Raw genomic sequence first — 20,511 nt, 5'->3', positions numbered from 1 at the left:
CAAAGCACCAGTCTGATGCCCCATTATCGTTGTTCGAGTTCGTCCAGCTGCTGGTAGAGGGAGGCAATCTCGTGAATGCGCGGACGGCCTTTATCGAGAATGTCATGCAGGAAGGCGTTTGCCAGCAGGTTGATCAGGCTGTTGACCGAGGAATAACTGTCATAGGCGGAGACGCTGTCCAGCGGGGCGCAGAGCTGCCAGCTCGCCAGCGGAAATAAGCTGTGGGCCTGCGGCTCGCACATCAGCAGCACCGGAATACCGCTACTCTGAAGCTGCTGCATCAGCGGACGAATGATGCGCGGGCGGCGGCGGAAGGCCATCATCACCACCAGATCGTCCGGCGTTAGGTCCACCAGCTCCTCGCTCAGGCTCTGGCCCGGCTGCGGCAGGACCAGCACCTGACCGCGCGCCTGCAGCAGCTGCTGGCGCAGGTGGAGCGCCGCCGGATAAGCGTTACGCATGCCGATAATGACAATGCGCCGCGCCTTGACCATGCAGGCCATGGCGTCGGCAAACTGCTGCGCGTCAAGGGCATTGACCCACTGGGTCAGGTTCGCCATCTCCTGCTTGTAGTGGCGCGCCAGCAGCGTGTTGCCCTGCACCGCATCGCGGTTATCGGTGAGCGGCATCCCGCTCTGGCGCAGGGTGCGCAGCTCGTCGCGCATATCCTTATATTTCTCATAGCCCAGACGCTTAAACAGGCGGCTGACCGTGGCTTTCGACACCCCGCTCAGCTGCGCCAGCTCGGCGCTGTTGTAGCTGATCAGGTCGTCAAAATGGTCGAATATAAAGTCTGCCACCCGCTGCTCCTGCGGCGACAGCGACGGGTATTGTGCTTTCAGACGTTCATCCAGTTGTTCCATAGCGCCTCTGTAACTTTTGTTTCATCACATTATACCTTTCTTTATACGTATTCATTATACGTGCCAGTTTACTGAAACTTTTCTTTCAGAACTGGAACAGCTTTTGCAGCGCCTTGTGACTTTCAGTGTTACGAGGACTTCTCATGCAAAGCAACGTCTCCACGCACGGCATGGCCGTTGCGCCCCACCATCTTGCCAGCCAGAGCGCGCTGGCGGTGCTGCGCGAAGGCGGCAGCGCGATTGAAGCGATGGTCGCGGCGGCGGCCACCATCGCCGTGGTTTACCCCCACATGAACGGGCTGGGCGGCGATGGCTTCTGGCTTATCGTGCCGCCAGAAGGCGACCCCATCGCCGTTGACGCCAGCGGCGCGGCGGGATCGCGCGCAACGCTTGCCGCCTACGACGGGCACACGCACATTCCTCATCGCGGACCGCAGGCGGCGCTGACCGTCGCCGGCACGGTGAGCGGCTGGGACGAGGCGCTGAAGGTCTCCCGCGAGATGACCGGCAAGTCGCTGCCGCTGGCCCGCCTGCTGGCCGACGCCATTGACTATGCGCAGAACGGCACCCCGGTCACGGACTCACAGGCCCATGCCACGGCCAGTAAATTCGACGAGCTGAAGGCCATCCCCGGCTTCGCGGAAACGTGGCTGGTGAACGGTAAGCCGCCCCAGGTCGGGAGCCGTTTTTACCAGCCCGCCATGGCCTCAACCCTGACGCGCCTCGTAGAGGACGGTCTGGACAGCTTTTATCGCGGCCCGCTGGCGAACGTGGTGGCGCACGGCATGGAGACGCTGGGCATGCCCGTGACGCTGGCCGATCTTAACGCGCACGTCGCCCGGCGCACCGCGCCGCTGAAGCTGCAGCATCAGCAGGGGGAGATCTTTAACCACGCCCCGCCGACGCAGGGGCTGGTCTCGCTGGCGATACTCGGCATCACCGACCGCCTGAATATGGCGGAGGCCGACGACGCGGACACCATTCACCGCATCGTTGAAGCCACCAAGCTGGCCTTTGGCCTGCGCGATGCCCACATTACCGACCCGCATGAGCTGAAAACCGAGATTCAGAAACTGCTGGATCCCGCCGCCCTGCAGGCGCTTGCCGACAGGGTTGACGACGGCCACGCCGCGCCGTGGGGAACCGGAAAAGGGCCCGGCGATACGGTGTGGATGGGGGTGATGGATAACAGCGGGCTGGCCGTGTCGTTTATCCAGAGTATTTATCACGAGTTCGGCAGCGGCGTGGTGCTGCCCGATACCGGCATCGTCTGGCAGAACCGGGGGGCGTCGTTCAGCCTCGACCCCGCTCATCTTCTGGCCCTCGCGCCGGGCAAACAGCCTTTCCATACCCTGAACCCGGCGGCGGCGCGTCTTAAGGACGGGCGCGTAATGGTCTACGGATCGATGGGCGGTGACGGACAGCCGCAAACCCAGGCCGCGCTCTTTACCCGCTACGTGGTTCAGGGCGTGCCCTTGCAGGAAAGCATTTCCCGCCCGCGCTGGCTGCTGGGGCGCACCTGGGGACAAACCTCAGACACGTTAAAGCTGGAAGGACGCTTTACCGCTGAGACGGTCTTACGGCTTCAGGTACTCGGACATGAGGTAGAAATATTCCCTGACTTCAGTGAAGCGATGGGCCACGCGGGCGCGATTGTCCGCCACCCCAACGGGCTGTTTGAAGGGGCGTTTGACCCGCGCAGCAACGGCGCGGCCGCCGGATACTGAGGAGAAAACAATGACGACACAACAACCCGACTGGCAGGCGTATCTTGCGCAAATGGAGTCCGTGCTCGGCGTGACGCTGGACGATGCCCGCCGCGCTGAGCTGCAGTTGCAGTTCAGCCGCATTGCCAGCATGGCCGCCCCGCTGATGGCGCTGCCGCTCGACGACCGTCTGGAGATCGCAGGAGTGTATAAAGCATGACGCTACACGAGATGAGTATCAGCGACATTCAACAGGCGCTGAGCGCGGGCGAGCTGAGCGCCCATGAGATTGCCCGCCAGACGCTGGAGGCGATTGGGCGCGTTAATCCGCAGATCAATGCCTGGACCACCGTGACGGAAGCACGCATGCTCGCCGAGGCCGAGAACATCGACACCCTGCGCCGCGAGAAGCGCCCCCTGCCGCCGCTGGCGGGCGTGCCCTACGCGGTGAAAAACCTGTTCGACGTTGCCGGACACACCACCCTCGCGGGCGCCGAGCTGTTCAGCCAGCGTCCCGCTGCGGCCGCTGACAGCTTCGCCGTGCGCCAGCTGCGCAGCGCGGGCGGGCTGCTGTCCGGGATGGTGAATATGGACGCCTACGCCTACGGCTTTACCACCGAGAACAGCCACTACGGCGCGACGCGTAACCCGCACGACCTGACGCGCATTGCGGGCGGGTCCTCCGGCGGTTCAGCCGCCGCCGTGGCCGCCGGGCTGGTGCACTTTTCGCTCGGCACCGACACCAACGGGTCGATTCGCGTTCCGGCCTCCCTGTGCGGCATCTATGGCCTCAAGCCCACCTTTGGCCGCCTGTCACGATCCGGCAGCCATCCGTTTGTCGCGAGCCTGGATCATATCGGCCCCTTCGCCCGCCGCGTATGCGACCTGGCGTCCGTGTACGACGCGCTGCAGGGCCGGGACAGCAGCGACCGTTTTCAGGCAGAGAGCTCGCGCGAGCAGACGCGCCCCCTGCTAGACCGCGGGCTTGACGGCCTGCGCTGCGCGGTGCTCGGCGGCTACTTCACCACCTGGTGCGACGCACAGGCCAGAGACGCCGTGGCGCGGGTGGCGAAGGCGCTCGACGTGCAGGATGAGCTGCAGTTTCCGGACGCCGAGCTGGCGCGCTCCGCGGCGTTTATCATCAGCGCCTCCGAAGGGGGAAATCAGTACCTGCCCGCGCTTCGCCGCGAGCCCGAGCGCTTTGAGCCGCACTCCCGGGAGCGACTGCTGGCAGGCGCGATGATCCCCTCCGCCTGGTATATTCAGGCCCAGCGGTTCCGCGCGCAGGCGCGGCAGGCGTTTCACGCGCTGTTTGCCCAGGCCGACGTGCTGATCGCCCCCGCGACGCCGCGCAGCGCCACGCGGATCGGCGAGCAAACCATGGAGATCAACGGTCAGCCGCTCCCCATCCGCGCCAGCATGGGGATGCTGACCCAGCCAATTTCATTTTTGGGCCTGCCCGTGACCACCGTTCCGCTGCGCACCGCACATGGCGCGCCGATTGGCCTGCAGCTGATTGCCGCGCCGTTTAACGAGCAGGCCTGCCTGCGCGTCGCGCGCGTGCTGGAAGAGAGCGGCATCACCGATGCCCGCCCGGCGGAGGTTGCAGCATGATCAATCACGATGACATTAACCTGCCGTGGGTGGTTGCCGAGGTGACCGCCGCGTTTTACCGCTACGAGGACGCGCTGGTGAGTAACAACATTGCCGTGCTGGACGAGCTGTTCTGGCACGACAAAAACACGGTGCGTCTGGGGGCGGGGGAAAATCTGTACGGGATCGATGAAATCCGCGCCTTTAGGGCGGCGCGCCCGTCTGCCGGGCTTCAGCGGACGCTGCGCCACACCGTGATTACCACCTTCGGGGAGGATTATGCCGTGTGCAGCACCGAGTTTACCCGTGAAGGTACGGAGCGGATTGGCCGCCAGCAGCAGACGTGGGTAAAATTTGCATACGGGTGGCGCATTGTTGCGGCGCAGGTGAGTTTGATGGTGTAATGATTTGCTGCTCAGGGCGGGAAATCGCCCTGAGCGCTGTTCTAGCGATGCACGTTGTAAGCAGTTATGGTAATTAACCTGCTTTTAACAAGCCGATGGCATGATCGAGTTGCTTATAGAGTTTATGTCTCAAATTTTCTAACTCGTCATTTTCTCGAATGAGAGGTATTCCATTTTTATGAAGAACAATATCGTTAAATGATCCCATTCCACCGTAGAGTTTTTTCAATGAGTAAATGGATGACTCATAATCAACATCGAGCTCGAAGCCCAGTTTTTCAAATATTTTTGCCCACGAATCCTCATCATTTGAGGACAGTATGGTGATGATATCAATTACCGTTTTCTTTATTTCATTTTTCATTTTAAACCGCCACGTCCAAGTATCTTAATGCCAGGTATTTTCCACGGTGTAGGCACTATAACTTGCTCAGTTCCACCGGAATAAAGGTCTGTTTGATAACCTACCTTTCCAACATATACTTTTGTTCCTGCGGGTATTTGAATCTCATGATAGCTATCAAGAGGAGATTCACTTCCATTGGGCCATTTAGGTAGTAGCGCCTTATCTACCCTGGTTTGAAGTACACCCAGAGGTTGTTCATATCCGAAAAATTGACCTAAAGGTCGCCCCTCAACACCACCTCTATAAAAACGTGTATCTGTTGATAGAGAGATCTCTTTGTATGTACCACTGGAAAAGGTTTCTGCTAGCTCTTTAGGTAATGGTCCGGGCTTTATCATCGAATATTCACCCTCAACTTTTCCCAGAACGTGAAGATCGTTAATCTCACTAGCAGCCCCTAATCGAACAAGACCAAGACCCGCAGCAACAGAAGCGCCAGCAATGATTAACCCTTTGTTGTCCATAACCTGATCGTAACCTGCTGGGGCATCGCCGCCTAGCTGCTGTGCGGTCTTATGAAACCCCTCTATGTTGCCGTTGTAGATGCCACCCGCCGCAAGAAGACTTCCCGCGGCTTTGCTGTTTATGGTTTTTGCGGCCTGAGCGTGCTGTATCGGGGCATCGGAATAGTGCTCCTTAACGGTCGGAGGCGGCTTCCTGCCCTGGTGTTCGTTAAGGGCGTACTCGTAGATTTGACGCACAACCTGCGGGAAGCTCTCGCTGTAGGTATCCATGAAGCAGTCGTAAACCAGATTACCTTCGCCATCAAAGGAGAATGGATTGCGGAACTTATTCCACTTTTCCCCCGTGTCCACGCCGACCATCCAGCCGTGCTCAAGATTCCATCTCACTTCATCATAAAGTCCGTCATATTCGGAACGCTGCTTGCGTCTGTAGGGCTGTGCCGCGTGGCGATGGTGAACACCTTGCCGCCGTTTCGGGACGCTATTACGGTGGAGGGGATTACATTGATAGTCATATTCCAGGTAATCCAGTTCGTAGAATATGCTCGCCATCTCCAGCGCTTCACGTGGCGTGAGGATGAACTGAATATTATCCGGCGCCAGTATTCGCTGGGCTTCCCATCTCATGTAGAGCGTGAACATCCGGTTCCTTCCTTTTCCCTTTAAAGTGGAGGGATTTTCCGGCTGAAGTGACGAAAAATCTATCATTCAGGCAAAAAAAACCTAATACTCACATGATGGGTACACCTAAAAATGGCTAGCGGAGCATCCAACGTCAGGCCGATCTTTTAGGTTTCCGTAGGTGCGGTTTGCCTACGTGTGGCGCATTGTTGCGGCGCAGGTGAGTTTGATGTCGTAGCCGTAGACCGGGTAAGGCGCAGCCGCCACCCGGCAAAACATCGCACAATTACTTCTGAAACGGATGCACTTCCCGCCAGTGGTCGGCAATCTGCTGGCGGGTACAGACCCACACCCGATCGTGCTGCTGCACGTAATCCAGAAACCGTTGTAGCGCGCGAAAACGCCCCGGCCTTCCCAGCAGGCGGCAGTGCATGCCGATGGACATCATCTTTGGCGCGCTCTCCCCCTCCTCGTACAGCACGTCAAAGCTATCCTTCAGGTACGTATAAAACTGCTCGGCGGTGTTAAACCCCTGCGCGGTCGCAAAGCGCATGTCGTTCGCATCCAGCGTATAGGGCACGATCAGGTGCGGTTTTTGAGTGCCGTCGCCGCAGGTCACTTCCATCCAGAAGGGCAGGTCATCGCCGTAGTAGTCGCTGTCGTAGTCAAAGCCGCCGTGCTCCACAACCAGCTGGCGGGTATTGGGGCTGTCGCGCCCGGTGTACCAGCCCGTCGGCGGCTTGCCGAACAGGTCGGTAAGAACCTGCACCGCCTTATGCAGGTGGTCGCGCTCCTGGCTGATGTCCATATTCTGATAGTGGATCCAGCGCCAGCCGTGGCTGACCACGTCGTAATCCGCGGCTTTGATCGCCTCAACAATCTCCGGGTGACGCGCCAGCGCCATTGCCACGCCAAAGACCGTCAGCGGCAGGCCGCGTTTTTGAAATTCATTGTGGATCCGCCAGAACCCGGCGCGGCTGCCGTATTCGTAGAGGGAGTCCATCGACATGTGTTTGTCCGGGTAGCTGGCCGCGCCGATGATGTCCGACAGGAACTGCTCGGACCCGGCATCGCCGTGCAGAACGTGGTTTTCCGCCCCTTCTTCATAATTGAGCACAAACTGCACCGCGATGCGCGCCTGATTCGGCCACCGCGCGTGCGGCGGGTTGCCCGCGTAGCCGCGCAGATCCCGCGGATAATCCTGTTCGAAAAGCCCCATACCACCCCCAAAAGTTAAAATGGATTCAATGCCTGAAACTGCCCGCTTAACGGTTTGTTCTCCGGGAAGGCCAGATCCCCATGCTTGCTGGTCGACAGCCCCAGCGCAACCAGCGATTCCACCATCTTCACCGCCGCGCTGACGCCGTCGATCACCGGCACGCGCAGCTCGCGGGTCAGCTCCTGCGCCAGCGTCGCCATGCCGCCGCAGCCCAGCACGATGGCGCCGCAGCCATCCTCTTTCAGCGCCTGTATACAGCGCGCGCGCACCTTCTCCTGCGCCAGACCGCTGCCGTCCTCCAGCGCCAGCACCGGAAGGTCGATGGCGTGCAGCGCTGCGCAGTGGTCCTGAAAGCCATACTGGTGCAACAGATGGCGGGCAATAATCAGCGTGCGCGGCAGCGTGGTGACCACCGAAAAGCGCGTCGCGACCAGCGTCGCCATATGCATGGCAGCTTCGGCAATGCCGATAACCGGCCCCTGCGCCAGCTCGCGCGCCGCCAGCAGTCCCGGATCGCCAAAGCAGGCAATCACGTGACCGTCCACGCCCTGCTCCCTGCCTTTTTTGATCTGTTCCAGGACACCGACGGCGGCGATGGCCTCATCAAAGTGGCCTTCTATAGACGGCACGCCCGCGCCCGGACAGACCGCGAGGATCTCCGTTCCCGGCGCCGCCACCGCACGGGCCGCCGCGCCGATGGTTTCCGTCATCGCGAGGCTGGTGTTGGGGTTGATCACTTGTATACAGACAGACATTACGACTCCTTGTGGCCGGCAAACAGCCGGGCAAAATCAGGCAGGCACTCGCCCGCCCGCTCGAAGCAGAGGCTGGAAACGATGTGTTCAAAATGGTGCATGAGGGCATCGCTTAGCGGCTGCAGCGCCTTCTGACGCAGCAGATCCACCAGCTGTTCGTGGTCGTTGCAGCGACAGCCCTGACGCCACGGCGCGCCCCAGGTAGCAATCACCAGCGAGGAGCGCTGACTCAGGCTTGTCACCATCTCCGTCAGCACCTGGTTACCGGAGATGGCCTGCAGTTGTATGTGGAAACTGGCGGAATGTCGGATTGCCGCCGGGCCGTCGTACGCCTCGTGCGCCTGCTGCTCCTGACGAATAATGGCCTCCAGCGCTGCAAGGTGCGGCGGCTGACAGTGCGCCAGTACGTCCGGCAGGTTAGCGACCTCCAGCAGCGCGCGGGTGCGGAAGATGTGCCGCGCCTCTTCCACCGTCGGGCTGGCGACGTGTGCACCACGTTTGGGCGTCAGGGTGACCATTTGCACAGCGGCGAGTCGTTGAAGCACCTTGCGGATGCCCGTGCGGCTCACGCCAAACACCTCGGCCAGCGCCTCTTCCGGCAATTTGCTCCCCGGCAGCAGCTGATGTTCCACAATCGCTGTCATCAATGCCTGGAAGATGGTTTCGTCTTTGTCATGCAGGTCTGGCGCGGTCTGCAGGGCGTTTATGTTGTTCATTCACCACTCCGAATTTTACTTTCCGTTATCGAATCGTATACATAAAAATAAAATATTGCATACAAGATTTATTATTTTGGCCTGGATCCTGCAACACCGTTTGCACTCCCACTCAACGGGTTTTCATTCACAGGAGCAGGTTTCATGCCAAACAGTCAAAACGCACAGCAGGGTACGGCCGCTGATTCCGGTGCGGTTTACAGCCCACGTCTTTGCAATGAGGATCTGGCACCGACGCGTGACCAGAACTGGAGCTGGTACAACATCTTTTCTTTCTGGATGTCCGACGTTCACAGCATGGGGGGTTACGTTGTTGCCGCGAGCTTCTTTACGCTCGGGCTGGCAAGCTGGCAGGTGCTGCTCTGCCTGCTGGTGGGGATCTGCATTGTGCAGCTATGCGCCAACCTGGTAGCCAAACCGAGCCAGATGGCGGGCGTGCCCTATGCGGTGATCAGCCGTCAGGCGTTTGGCGTGTTCGGGGCCAATATTCCGGCGGTGATCCGCGGGCTTATCGCCTTTGCATGGTACGGCATCCAGACCTGGCTTGCGGCCAACGCGCTGATGCTGGTGGTGCTGAAGTTCTGGCCTTCTCTGGCGAGCCTTACCGCCGGTGCCTTCCTGGGACTGTCGCCGCTGGGCTGGATCTGCTTTGCCATCATGTGGGCTCTCCAGGCGATGGTCTTCTGGCACGGCATGAGCGCCATTAAGCGCTTTATTGATATCGCCGGTCCGGCGGTCTATGTGGTGATGCTGGCCCTCGCGGGCTGGATTATATACAAGGCCGGTTTTGACGGGATCTCTTTCACCCTCGCCAGCAAATCCCTGAGCGCGGGCGAGCAGACCTGGCAGATGATCACCGCGACCGCGCTGGTGGTCTCCTACTTCTCCGGCCCGCTGCTAAACTTTGGCGACTTCTCCCGCTACGGCAAAAGCATGGGTGAGATCCGCCGTGGCAACCGCTGGGGGCTGCCGTTTAACTTCCTGCTGTTCTCCATCGTCACCGTGGTGATTGTCTCCGGCACCCAGTCGCTGTTTGGCCGCATGATCACCGACCCGATCGAAACCGTCAGCCGCGTAGGTAACGATCTGGCCGTGGCAATTGGCCTGCTGACGATGATCACCGCCACCATCGGGATCAACATCGTCGCGAACTTTGTCTCACCGGCGTTTGATTTCTCTAACTGCTCGCCGCAGAAGATCAGCTTCCGCACCGGGGGGATGATTGCCGCCGTCGGCTCGATCCTGCTCACCCCGTGGAACCTGTTCAACTCGCCGGAGCTCATCCATTACACCCTGGACGTGCTTGGAGCGTTTATCGGCCCGCTGTTCGGCATTCTGATTGCCGATTTCTACCTGATTAAGCGCGGCAAGGTGTCGGTAGACGATCTGTTCGACGACACGCCAAAGGGCAAATACTGGTACCGCAACGGCTTTAACCCGAAGGCCATTGGCGCGCTGCTCCCATCCGTTGCCGTAGGTCTGGTGATTGGCTTTATCCCGGCCCTGCATGAAGTGGCAAACTTCAGCTGGTTTATCGGCGTCTTCCTCGGCGGCGTGACCTACCGCTGGCTGGCGCGGGAAGAGCGCGAGACGGCAGGCGCGGCCTCGTTCAGCTCCCGCGTGGCGACGCAAAAAGAGTAAACCCTCCCCCCGGCCGCAGTTTATCTGCGGCCCGTTCATTCTGGCACCGTTCTTGCTGAGCTTTTTCACCCCGCTACGCAAACACTTAGGCAGGACCCACGATGGAATACCAGACTGCGATACGCGGTGCATTTTTCGATATCGCCCAGGTCTGCGACAGCGCAGATGCGATTGCCCAACACGCCCGCTACCTTGAGGACGGGCTGCTGTTTATCCAGAACGGAAAAATTCTGGCGCAGATGGCGTGGCAGGAGGGCGAGCAGTATCTCGCCCCCCACAAAGGCTATACGGACCTGCGCGGCAGGCTGCTGCTGCCCGGTTTTGTCGACACCCACGTTCATTATCCACAAACGGAGATGATCGGCGCCTTTGGCGAACAGCTGCTGGAGTGGCTGACCACCTACACCTTCCCGGTGGAGAGCCAGTTTGCCGATGAAGCCTACGCGAAAGAGATCGCCGAATTTTTCATTAACCAACTGGTGAGCAACGGCACCACCACCGCGCTGGTGTTTTGCACGCTGCATCCGCAATCGGTCGAAGCGCTGTTTACCGAAGCCCTGCGCCTCAACATGCGCCTTATCGCCGGAAAGGTGATGATGGACCGGCACGCGCCGGACTACCTGAGCGAAGATGCAAAGCAGAGCTACCGGCAGACGCGGGAGTTGATCCAGCGCTGGCACCACCGGGAGCGGCTGGGGTATGCCATTACGCCGCGCTTTGCCCCAACGTCCTCACCCGAGCTGCTCGCCGCGGTCAGCCTGCTCAGAGAGGAGTTTCCGGATACCTGGCTGCAGACCCATCTCAGCGAAAACCCAAACGAAGTGGCCTGGGTGAACGATCTCTGGCCGGAGCACGAGCGCTATCTGGACGTGTATCACCACTACGGCCTGACCGGCGAGCGCAGCGTGTTTGCCCACGCGATTCATCTGCATCACAGCGAGTGGCAGTGCCTGCACGACACCGGTTCGGCGGTGGCGTTTTGCCCCACCTCGAACCTGTTTCTCGGCAGCGGGCTGTTTCGCCTGCCCGCCTGCTGGCAGCACAAGGTGCGGATGGGCATCGGCACCGACGTCGGCGCGGGCACCACCTTCAGCATGCTGCGCACCCTGGGAGAAGCCTACAAGGTCGGCCAGCTGCAGAGCTACCGCCTGCGCGCCAGCGAGGCGTTTTATCACGCCACGCTGGGCGGCGCGCACGCCCTCAGGCTGGACGATAAGATTGGCAACTTCGCCCCCGGCAAAGAGGCGGATTTCGTGGTTATCGATCCTGACGTGACGCCGCTGCAGCGCCTGCGCAATCGCCGCTGTCAGGATATCTACGAGCAGCTATTTGTGCTGATGACCCTGGGCGACGAGCGCAACATCAGTGAGACCTGGGTCAACGGCGAGCGGGTGTGGTCAACTGCCCCGGTAGGTTGACCACCCGCCTGGCGCAATCACAAACGGCAGATGGAAGTGCTCGTCTGCCGCTTCTCCCGTCACAAAATCAATTTGCGCGCAGGGGTAGATCGTCTCCCGGCCGGTTGTGCGAAACCACCCGCCTATCTCCGCCACCAGCCGATAGCGTCCTTTTGGCAGGAATGGGACAAATTCGGTGATGCGACCATTTACGTTGGTCACGCCCGTCGCCATGATTTCGCCCTCCCGTTCAAGGTGAACCGTCACGCCCGCTGCGGGTTTGCCCGTAGAAATATCGAGAATATGGGTGCTGAGTGTACTCATTCGTGGATAACTCCTTCAAGGCGCAGCAGCGTAATTTCCCGCAGCTGTTCCAGCGCAGCATGGATTTCCTGCGCGTCGCTGTTCTTCAGCCGCGCATTCAGTATCTGTAAAATGTCCTCGCCGCTCCGGCCCTTCGCGCGGATCAGAAACACCCGGCCGAAGCGGGCCTCGTAGCGGGCGTTACCCTCGCGCAGCGCCTGCGCAAGCGCCGCGTCACGGTCATTCACCGCGCCCTGCTCCTGACGCGACAGCGCCGCCTCCACCTCTTCACCCGCGGGCTTTTCGCCGATGCGCGGGTGCGCGCTCAGGGCTTGCGCTAACGACGCCTCATCCCAGCGCTGCATCAGCGCCTGCGCCGCGATCGTCAATTCACTCCGGCTCGGGTAAGGCCGTCCGTAAACCAGAGCCTCAGCCCAGCCGGGGAGCGCCACGCAAGGGGTGAGCAGCGCGAGAGCCTCTTTCTCAGGAAGATAATTGAAGTCGTGCAGTGCGATCATAGTGTCTCCTTTATTGTCCTCCTCCGGGTTGTTGCACAAACCACGCCACTCTTGTCGCCGATGTGAAACAGTCGATTCTGTATGGCTGGACAGGAAATTATTGATTCATAAAAAAGCATATTCACCGTGTTTGCGCACCTTAGCAGTGCAAACTCACCTCCCACAACGCCGTTTTCGCCACTCTGCAGCCTGGTACGCAAATTGCTGAATGTTTTTACACCCTGCAAAAGGAGAGAAGCATGAAAGCAATCGTCATTGGCGCGGGTATTGGCGGCCTGAGCGCTGCCGTCGCGCTAAAGAAAGCGGGCATCGACTGTACCGTGTTTGAAGCCGTAAAAGAGATCCGGCCCGTCGGGGCGGCCATCTCCATCTGGCCTAACGGCGTGAAGTGTATGCAGCACCTCGGCATGGGCGACATTATCGAAACCTACGGCGGTCCGATGCGTTTTATGGCCTACAAGGATTACCGGCGCGGCGACACCCTGACCCGCTTCAGCCTCGCCCCGCTGGTTGAGCGTACCGGCGGGCGCCCCTGCCCCGTCTCGCGCGCTGAACTCCAGCGCGAAATGCTGGACTTCTGGGGGCGCGACAAGGTGCAGTTCGGCAAGCGCGTGGAACACGTCCACGAAGACGACGCGGGCGTAAGCGTGACCTTTACCGATGGCACCACGGCAACAGGCGATTTTGTGATTGCCGCCGACGGCAGCCACTCGGCGGTTCGTCCGTACGTGCTGGGCTATACCCCGGAGCGCCGCTACGCCGGATACGTGAACTGGAACGGGCTGGTGAAGATTGATGAAGAGATTGCCCCGGCGCACCAGTGGACCACCTTCGTTGGCGAGGGTAAACGCGTGTCGCTGATGCCCGTCTCCAACGGACGCTTCTATTTCTTTTTTGACGTGCCGCTGCCCGCGGGCCTGGCGGAGGATCGCACCACCCTGCGCGCCGATCTCACGGGCTACTTCCGCGGCTGGGCGCCGCCGGTGCAGAAGCTTATCGCCGCGCTGGATCCCGATACCACCAACCGCATTGAAATCCATGACATCGAGCCGTTCGACAGCCTGGTACGCGGCAACGTCGCGCTGCTCGGCGATGCCGGGCACAGCACCACGCCGGATATCGGCCAGGGCGGCTGCGCGGCCATGGAGGACGCCGTGGTGCTGGGCGAATGCCTGCGTGAAAACCACAACATTACGCTGGCGCTGCGGCAGTACGAAGCCCTGCGCTGCGACCGGGTGCGTGACCTGGTGCTGAAAGCGCGTAAACGCTGCGACGTCACCCACGGGAAAGATATGGCGTTGACGCAGGCCTGGTATCAGGAGCTCAAAGAGGAGACCGGGGAACGCATTATCAACGGTCTGTGCGAGACCATTCAGGGCGGCCCGTTAGGCTAAACAAGAGGGACAACGATGAAAAGAGAACCGACACCACCCGCCCACTGCACGTTTGAGCCAGAGGACTGGCTGCGCCTGGCGAAATGCTGGCATCCGGTTGCGCGCGCCTGCGACGTCGGCCCGGCCCCCGTCAAGGCCACCCTGCTGGATGAACAGCTGGTGATTTACCGAATTAACGACCAGGTCGTGGTTGCCCGGGACGTGTGTCCGCACCGCGGCGTGCCGCTGACGCTCGGCTTTCACGACGATCACGGGATTATTTGCCCCTACCACGGCTTACGCTTTGGTGAAGACGGCCGCTGCAACCGCATTCCGTCCAGCCCCGACCAGCCCGTTCCGGCGAAGCTGAACCTGATTAACTACGCGGTGGAAGAGCGCTTCGGCCTGATCTGGACCTGCCTGGCGTTTGACCCGGACAATCCCGTGCCGCTGCCCACCATGCCGCACTGGAGCGACGACGGATTTCAGCAGATCAACTGCCCGGCGTTTGAGGTGAACGGCTTCGCCGGGCGCCAGGTGGAAGGGTTTCTGGATGTCGCCCACTTTGCGTGGATCCATACCGATACCTTTGCCGATCCCAATAATCAGCTTGTCCCTATCTATCAGCCGCAGGAGACGGCCTTCGGTTTCGTGGCCGATTACTGGAGTTCCGTGAGCAACTATCCCGCCAGTTCACCCGTGCAGGCGCCAGAAGGGTTCCAGTGGCTGCGCCATTTTGAAATGCATCTGCCGTTTACCGCCACCCTGACGATTCATTTTCCGGGTGAATCGCGGCTGGTGATTATGAACGCCGCCTCGCCCGTCTCGTCACGGGTGACCCGCATGTTCGCGCCCATCGCGCGCAACTTTGATCTGCATATTCCGGTGGAGGACGTGCATGCCTTTAACCTGCGCATTTTTGAAGAGGATCGCCTGATGGTCGAAACCCAGCGCCCGGAAAGTCTGCCGCTGGATCTCACTCTGGAAGCCCATATTCCGGCAGATAAGAGTTCGATTGCCTACCGTCGGGGACTGAAGAAGATGGGCTTTGGCGAATTTTTCCTGGTATGACGGAGGCCAATATGCTGAACGTGATCGTTGACGGGCTGTGGCGCGAGGGGGATAAAAGCCTCGCCGTCAGGCTGGTGGCCGAAAACGGCGACGCGCTACCGGCGTGGCAACCCGGCGCACACATTGATGTCCACCTGCCCTGCGGCGTGGTCCGCCAGTACTCTTTGACCGGGGCATGTGGCGACGAGAGCTATCTTATCTGCGTGGGGCGAGAAGCCGCCTCGCGCGGCGGGTCGCGCTACGTTCACGAAACGCTGCGTCCGGGACAGAGGCTTTCAATCTCGGCCCCGCGCAATCTGTTTCCGCTGCATCAGGCTGAGCGGGTATTGCTGCTGGCAGCAGGGATTGGCATTACGCCGCTGTATGCGATGGCATTGCAGCTGAAAGCGACCGGAACGCCGTTTACGCTGCACTATTACGTCAGAAACCGGGAAAACGCGGCGTTTGCGCGCGAACTCTCGCAGTGCGGTGACTGCATTATTCATACCACCACCCCACGAACCACGCTGGCGAAGCATTTCCCCGCGCCTGAAGCGGGGCTGCACGCGTGGGTGTGCGGACCGGCGGGGTTTATGGAGAAAGCGCGCGATGTGGCGGCGGCGAAGGGATGGGATGACGCCCATATCCACAGCGAGGCGTTTCAGCCCGCTCCCCCTGTCACAAGCGGCGTCGCAGGTGAGATCTTTACGGTCAAACTTGCCTCCACCGGCGAGCGCTGGCCGGTGCCTGCGGATAAGACCATCGCTCAGGTATTACAGGAAAACGGCGTGGACGTGCCGCTGTCCTGCGAAATGGGGATCTGCGGCGCCTGCCTGACGCCAGTGATTGACGGCGTGGTGGACCACAGGGATAGCGTGCAGTCGGAGGCAGAAAAAAGCGCGGCTGACCAGCAGGTGGCGCTCTGCTGTTCGCGGAGTCACTCCGGGGAGCTGGTGATTGCGCTGTAAAACGAAAAAACCCTGCGATATTGCTATCGCAGGGTTTTCGAATTTGGCGGAAGCGTAGAGATTCGAACTCTAGAACCCTTTCGGGTCGCCGGTTTTCAAGACCGGTGCCTTCAACCGCTCGGCCACGCTTCCAAAGTGAGGCGCACTATAAACATCTATTAGCGCCTTGTAAAGCAGGAATTTTTCTATTTTTGCCTGCAGGCGTTTGACTGCGCAAAAAGTCACCCGGACGCTTTCCTGCCCTCCCCCCTTCCCCCCTTGTACATACCGTTACACAGCAACGCTCATCCTTTTAAATCACCGTGGTATAGAATGCCAAAAAAAATAGACGGCCATGTGTTTTGTAATGGTAATAAATCCGGGTAATGCGGGTTTTAACGCATTACTGTCATAGCGCCTTACTGGTTGATGATGAAAATCAAAAATACGTTTTGCTTACATATCCTGATGGCCGTTTTGGCCATTTTAGTCCTGAGTTTTCACCCGCTGGTGACAAGCTTTGATCCGCCGCTTAAATTCCAGCCGCTGATCAAGTCCATGGCAGGGACGACAAAAGAACAGGCGGAAAAAATAGCCACTATTTCCCATGCTTTAGAAGGGAATGCTATTTTCTTCCTTGGTGCGTCTGAGGTCGCCACCTCAGAAGAGGAACATTACGCCGTATTTAATTATTTTAATAAGCAATTGCACCAGCCCGTCGTGGCCTATGGCGATGCGTTTGTCGATGACGAAACGCAATTTTTACTTCTCTCGCGTTTTAAAGATAGCCTTAACGCAAACAGCAAAGTGGTGCTGCTTCTGGCGCCTGACGGCTTTTATTCAAAAGGCCTGCCGCCCGCTATCTATGCGGATAATTTTCCGGGCTCGATTTTTAATCCCCTGATGAAGGATCCGCAGGCGCGCCCGTTCCTGGTTAATTACCTGAAGCATATTGATGCGAAAGAGATAAGCCATTTAACCTTCGGGCAAATGCGTGTGTATGGCTGGCATCCGGCGCTGATATGGGACGAGCTGAGTTTTCAGTTTGCAAACTTCTGCACCCTGATTAAAAACGACTGGCTGTCGCTGCTCAACATCAGGCCACAGACGGCGCAGCCCTGGCCTCAGCAGCCAACCGCCCGTCTTTCCCCTGACTGGGATAAAGCGCTGGCGAATGCCCGCGAGTTGAATAAAAAGCGCCATCAGAGCGCGGCCACGCTGTGGATGGACAAAACGATTTACGACGAGGACGGTAAGCCGCAGCAGTGGGATGACACGCCGGTGGTGCCGGGGCAGTTCGCCGCGTTCAGGAAAACCGTTCAGCTTTTGAAAGCGCATCACGTGCAGGTGATAGCTATCGTCGACCCGGTTAACCCCTGGGCACTTTACAATACCGACACCTTCCGCCCGTTCGATAAGCAGATTCAAACCATTCTGAAAGAGAACCAGATCCCGTATTTGGATATGTACGCCATGCCGTATCAGAACGGCTGGAACTGGGATCGTCTGCACCCTACCGAACTGGCCTGGGTGCCAATGCTTCGCTTTATTGCACAGAGTTTTAAATAATGAAAATCGCGATCCGTCTTTTTTGCCTTTATTTACTGCTGGCGATCACCGTCGTTGCATGGACCGCTGTCGATGACAGCATGAGTATGCAGCTGCATTTTGAATATCAAAAATTCTGAGGCGAAATGATGTACAGCTCAGGAATGTTTTTTGTCTGTTTATTTTCATCCGCGCTGGCGTTTGCGATGGTTAATCGTGTTTTACGCCACCGTCTGACCTGGCTAGTTTCCTTATCCGTGGTGACAGCATTAGGCTGGGGTTATATTTTTCAGGGCAATTACAGTGTTCCCGTGGCCGTCTTTTGCTGGTTTTATCTTGTCGCCACGTTAAAAGAAAAAGGCAGATTAAAAACCTGGCAGGCGGTCGTTTTAACGCTGCTGCCTCTGGTTCTGGTGAAATTACATTTTAATTATCACCTCGGCACAATCGGTCTCTCTTTTATGACCTTCCGCGCTGTGGATGTACTGCTGTATCGCAGTAAAAAAGAGGGCCAGAATTTCCTGCACTATTTCTGCTATCTCTTTATGCCCTTTATTATTCTGGCCGGCCCGATGTATCGCTGGCGGACATGGATGAGCGATGTGAATAAGCCGGCATTTGTCCTTAACCGCGAACAGTTTTTAACGGCGCTGGAGCAAATTATTACCGGCATCATTCAGAAGTTCCTTTTTGCCATGCTGATCGATTCGCTCGTCGTGCAGCCCTGGAGCCATAAGCCGTTTACCCTGACCGTGGGCGTGGTGATGTCGATTGCCTACAGCGCCTATCTGTACTTCGATTTTGCGGGCTACAGCAATATGGCCATCGGCGCGGGCCGGCTGTTTGGGCTGAATATTCCGGCAAACTTCAACATGCCGCTTCTTGCAAAGAACCCGCAGGATTTCTGGCGCCGCTTCCACATCAGCCTGTCCGAATGGCTGCGCGACGTGGTCTTTATGCCCGTCTATATGAACCTGATGAAGTTTAACTTTTTCCGCCAGAACAAAACGCTGGCGCAAAATATCGGTATTTTTTGCACCCTGTTCTGCATGGGGGCGTGGAATGGCCTGGAACGCCATTACGTCATCAGCGGCGCGCTGTTTGGCGCGATTTCCGTTGCGCACAACATGCTGCTGTGGTCAGCCAAACGCAGCCCAACGTTACACCGCGGATTGCAGTATCCGGCCGTTGCGTTTTTGGGACGAATTCTGACGCTGGGAAGCGCCGCAGGATCCCTTTACATCTTCAGTGGAATGTCACCTCTATGAAAAATCACTCCGATCTTCAGGAACTGCAGGATTTCTTGCGTGCGGCACTGCGCGATCCCGCCTCCCCGCAGCAGCTGGCCATCAGCGGCAGCGACGAAACCTTAAGCTGGCTCCAGCTTTCCTCTGCCGTGACGGACTGGGCAGATCGTTATCGACGCTGCCAGCCCGCAGACGGTACGCCGATCGTGCTGTACGGCCATCAGCAGGCCGAGTTCGCCGTGGCAATCTATAGCTGCCTGCTGCACAACATTCCGTACATCCCGGTGGACTGCATCTACCCGCAGGAGCGGCTTCGCGAGATCTGCAACCTGACCGGCGCCCCTTATTACTACGACGTGGTGACGCGGCAGTTCATCGCCACCGGAGAGGCGGGCAAGGTGCTGGAGGAGCAGGATCTGGCCTATATCATGTTTACCTCAGGCAGCACCGGAAAACCGAAAGGCGTGCAGATTGGACGTGAAAGCGTATGGCACTTCATGAAGTGGGTCAGCCAGGACTTTTCGCTGCCGGAAAAACCGGTGCTGATGAACCACGCGGTGTTCAGCTTTGACCTCTCCCTGATCCCTCTGCTGGCGAACCTGGCGATGGGAGGCCACATCGTGCTGAATGCCAAAGAGGATATCCAGAAAGAGAACTGGCTCGAGCGACTGCAAAGCAACGCGGTCTCCGCCTGGGTTTCCACCCCCTCTTTTGCCTACCAGCAACTGCTTTCTCCGCACTTTAACAGCGAGTATTTGCCTGCACTCAGCGTCTTTATCTTCATTGGTGAAGTGCTCAATAAAGCGCTGGTGAAACAGCTCCGCCGCCGTTTCCCGCAGGCCAAAATCATCAACTCCTATGGCCCAACGGAAGCGACCATTGCGACAACCGTGGTTGAGATCACGGATGAGATCCTTAACAGCGACAGCGCGGTGCTGCCGGTGGGCGTGATGATGCCGGACAGCAGAATGGAAATTTCCGCCGAGGGCGAGCTGATTATCTGGGGCAAAAACGTCATGCGCGGCTATTTAGGCCTGCCGCAGGAGAACGCGGCAAAACTGCTGCGTCGGGAAAATGATGCGTTCCGCGGCTACCGGACCGGCGATCTGGGTTATGAAGACGGGCTCATCTACTGCCAGGGCCGCAACGACAGCCAGGTCAAGCTGAATGGCTACCGCATCGAGATCGGCGAGATTGAAAACCGCCTGCTGGCCATGTCCGGCATCAGCGAAGCGGTGGTGATGCCGCTGATGAAACCCTGCGGCAGCGTGCTGCGCATCGCCGCGTTCTGCGTGACGGAGCTTGCACCGGATGCGATCAAAACCTCGCTGGCAAACGTGGTGCCCCACTACATGGTGCCTTCACAAATTATCGTAAAAGACGCTTTGCCGCTAAATCCTAACGGCAAAATTGACCGCAAGCTGCTAGACGCTTACGCCCGCACACATTAATTATCCCAGGAAAAATGATGGAACACGATATTCTCGCCCTGTTTGAAAAAGTGTTATCCCGCAAGGTTGGCTTTCACGATGAGCTGATTGAATCCGACATTCTCGACTCCATTCTGGCAGTCGACATGGTGCTGGAGGTGCAGGACGTTTACGGCTGTATGATCCCGCCTACCGACGTGGCGACGGTGCTGAAAACCCCGGCCGATCTCGCCCGTTATATTGAAGAGAACCGTTAACGCCCCCTCCTCTGATGGCTCTGGGAGTCACTCCAGAGCCCATCATTCGCTTT

20 protein-coding genes, 1 tRNA gene and 1 pseudogene are annotated in these 20,511 nt (G+C 58.7%); 13 read left to right on the top strand and 9 right to left on the bottom strand.

Annotated features, from left to right (window positions below):
* Positions 1-23: 23 nt before the first annotated feature.
* Complete coding sequence (gene hpxU, locus IM291_RS00910) at positions 24-863, bottom strand: MurR/RpiR family transcriptional regulator HpxU (protein WP_045261682.1); 840 nt, start codon at positions 861-863, stop codon at positions 24-26.
* Between the two features lie 143 nt (positions 864-1,006).
* On the opposite strand from hpxU, the gene hpxW reads away from it, so the two are divergent.
* The 4 genes from hpxW to hpxZ are packed head-to-tail and all read left to right on the top strand — an operon-like array spanning position 1,007 to position 4,566.
* A complete protein-coding gene (hpxW, locus tag IM291_RS00905) occupies positions 1,007-2,590 on the top strand; it encodes an oxamate amidohydrolase (protein WP_192985925.1) in 1,584 nt (527 codons plus the stop codon).
* 10 nt (positions 2,591-2,600) lie between these two features.
* Positions 2,601-2,789, top strand: a complete 189-nt coding sequence (gene hpxX, locus IM291_RS00900) for an oxalurate catabolism protein HpxX (protein WP_028012637.1) — start codon at positions 2,601-2,603, stop codon at positions 2,787-2,789.
* The gene (locus IM291_RS00895; RefSeq protein ID WP_028012636.1) at positions 2,786-4,183 is read left to right on the top strand and encodes an AtzE family amidohydrolase; all 1,398 of its coding nucleotides are present in this window, start codon (positions 2,786-2,788) and stop codon (positions 4,181-4,183) included. The genes hpxX and IM291_RS00895 overlap by 4 nt, the downstream gene beginning before the upstream one ends.
* Positions 4,180-4,566: an oxalurate catabolism protein HpxZ gene (hpxZ, locus tag IM291_RS00890; protein ID WP_192985924.1), complete on the top strand. Its 387-nt coding sequence runs from the start codon at positions 4,180-4,182 to the stop codon at positions 4,564-4,566. The genes IM291_RS00895 and hpxZ overlap by 4 nt, the downstream gene beginning before the upstream one ends.
* A 73-nt stretch (positions 4,567-4,639) precedes the next feature.
* Here the strand turns inward: hpxZ and IM291_RS00885 are convergent, their stop codons facing one another.
* From IM291_RS00885 to IM291_RS00865, 5 genes and pseudogenes are all read right to left on the bottom strand, one after another.
* The gene (locus IM291_RS00885; RefSeq protein ID WP_192985923.1) at positions 4,640-4,930 is read right to left on the bottom strand and encodes a hypothetical protein; all 291 of its coding nucleotides are present in this window, start codon (positions 4,928-4,930) and stop codon (positions 4,640-4,642) included.
* Positions 4,927-6,078 (bottom strand): hypothetical protein, encoded by a 1,152-nt coding sequence (locus IM291_RS00880; protein WP_192985922.1) that lies wholly within the window; start codon positions 6,076-6,078, stop codon positions 4,927-4,929. Before IM291_RS00880 ends, IM291_RS00885 begins: the two co-directional genes overlap by 4 nt.
* A 265-nt stretch (positions 6,079-6,343) precedes the next feature.
* Positions 6,344-7,243 (bottom strand): allantoinase PuuE, encoded by a 900-nt coding sequence (gene puuE, locus IM291_RS00875; protein WP_370552177.1) that lies wholly within the window; start codon positions 7,241-7,243, stop codon positions 6,344-6,346.
* Positions 7,161-8,031: pseudogene (gene hpxA, locus IM291_RS00870) on the bottom strand (allantoin racemase). Before hpxA ends, puuE begins: the two are co-directional and overlap by 83 nt.
* Positions 8,031-8,747 carry a GntR family transcriptional regulator gene (locus tag IM291_RS00865; RefSeq protein ID WP_063154516.1) on the bottom strand — a complete coding sequence of 239 codons (717 nt, stop codon included), beginning with the start codon at positions 8,745-8,747 and terminating at the stop codon, positions 8,031-8,033. Before IM291_RS00865 ends, hpxA begins: the two are co-directional and overlap by 1 nt.
* A 144-nt stretch (positions 8,748-8,891) precedes the next feature.
* Here IM291_RS00865 and IM291_RS00860 point away from each other — a divergent pair, with 144 nt between their 5' ends.
* Entirely contained in the window at positions 8,892-10,388 is a 1,497-nt protein-coding gene (locus IM291_RS00860; RefSeq protein WP_192985920.1) for an NCS1 family nucleobase:cation symporter-1, read from the top strand.
* A 101-nt stretch (positions 10,389-10,489) separates the two neighbouring features.
* Complete coding sequence (guaD, locus tag IM291_RS00855; RefSeq protein ID WP_192985919.1) at positions 10,490-11,806, top strand: guanine deaminase; 1,317 nt, start codon at positions 10,490-10,492, stop codon at positions 11,804-11,806.
* Here the strand turns inward: guaD and uraH are convergent.
* Together uraH and uraD are read right to left on the bottom strand one after the other, a co-directional pair.
* Positions 11,786-12,109, bottom strand: coding sequence for a hydroxyisourate hydrolase (gene uraH, locus IM291_RS00850; protein ID WP_136343082.1), 324 nt, complete (start codon positions 12,107-12,109; stop codon positions 11,786-11,788). The two genes, guaD and uraH, sit on opposite strands and share 21 nt — an antisense overlap.
* Positions 12,106-12,606 carry a 2-oxo-4-hydroxy-4-carboxy-5-ureidoimidazoline decarboxylase gene (gene uraD, locus IM291_RS00845; protein ID WP_192985918.1) on the bottom strand — a complete coding sequence of 167 codons (501 nt, stop codon included), beginning with the start codon at positions 12,604-12,606 and terminating at the stop codon, positions 12,106-12,108. Before uraD ends, uraH begins: the two co-directional genes overlap by 4 nt.
* Before the next feature lie 239 nt (positions 12,607-12,845).
* Between uraD and hpxO the strand changes: the two genes are divergently transcribed.
* The 3 genes from hpxO to IM291_RS00830 are packed head-to-tail and all read left to right on the top strand — an operon-like array spanning position 12,846 to position 15,997.
* Positions 12,846-14,000: an FAD-dependent urate hydroxylase HpxO gene (gene hpxO, locus IM291_RS00840; RefSeq protein WP_088204964.1), complete on the top strand. Its 1,155-nt coding sequence runs from the start codon at positions 12,846-12,848 to the stop codon at positions 13,998-14,000.
* Positions 14,001-14,015: 15 nt separating this feature from the next.
* Positions 14,016-15,050, top strand: a complete 1,035-nt coding sequence (gene hpxD, locus IM291_RS00835) for a molybdenum cofactor-independent xanthine hydroxylase subunit HpxD (protein ID WP_049136545.1) — start codon at positions 14,016-14,018, stop codon at positions 15,048-15,050.
* Positions 15,051-15,061: 11 nt separating this feature from the next.
* Positions 15,062-15,997, top strand: a complete 936-nt coding sequence (locus tag IM291_RS00830) for a PDR/VanB family oxidoreductase (RefSeq protein ID WP_192985917.1) — start codon at positions 15,062-15,064, stop codon at positions 15,995-15,997.
* Positions 15,998-16,041: 44 nt separating this feature from the next.
* Here IM291_RS00830 and IM291_RS00825 read toward each other — a convergent pair.
* Positions 16,042-16,129, bottom strand: a tRNA-Ser gene (locus IM291_RS00825).
* A 279-nt stretch (positions 16,130-16,408) separates the two neighbouring features.
* Between IM291_RS00825 and IM291_RS00820 the strand changes: the two genes are divergently transcribed.
* The 4 genes from IM291_RS00820 (at position 16,409) to IM291_RS00805 (ending at position 20,458) form a co-directional block, all read left to right on the top strand.
* Positions 16,409-17,545 carry a D-alanyl-lipoteichoic acid biosynthesis protein DltD gene (locus IM291_RS00820; RefSeq protein ID WP_028012624.1) on the top strand — a complete coding sequence of 379 codons (1,137 nt, stop codon included), beginning with the start codon at positions 16,409-16,411 and terminating at the stop codon, positions 17,543-17,545.
* Positions 17,546-17,673: 128 nt separating this feature from the next.
* A complete protein-coding gene (locus tag IM291_RS00815; protein ID WP_045630046.1) occupies positions 17,674-18,792 on the top strand; it encodes an MBOAT family O-acyltransferase in 1,119 nt (372 codons plus the stop codon).
* A complete protein-coding gene (locus IM291_RS00810) occupies positions 18,789-20,222 on the top strand; it encodes an AMP-binding protein (RefSeq protein ID WP_192985916.1) in 1,434 nt (477 codons plus the stop codon). The genes IM291_RS00815 and IM291_RS00810 overlap by 4 nt, the downstream gene beginning before the upstream one ends.
* Positions 20,223-20,239: 17 nt before the next feature.
* Entirely contained in the window at positions 20,240-20,458 is a 219-nt protein-coding gene (locus IM291_RS00805; RefSeq protein ID WP_028012621.1) for an acyl carrier protein, read from the top strand.
* Positions 20,459-20,511 lie beyond the last annotated feature (53 nt).

The organism is Enterobacter cloacae complex sp. P27C (assembly GCF_014895705.1).
GTDB classification, from domain to species: Bacteria; Pseudomonadota; Gammaproteobacteria; order Enterobacterales; family Enterobacteriaceae; genus Enterobacter; species Enterobacter bugandensis.
The sequence above is the reverse complement of the archived record's forward strand: the minus strand, read 5'-3'. Positions and strand labels throughout refer to the sequence as shown.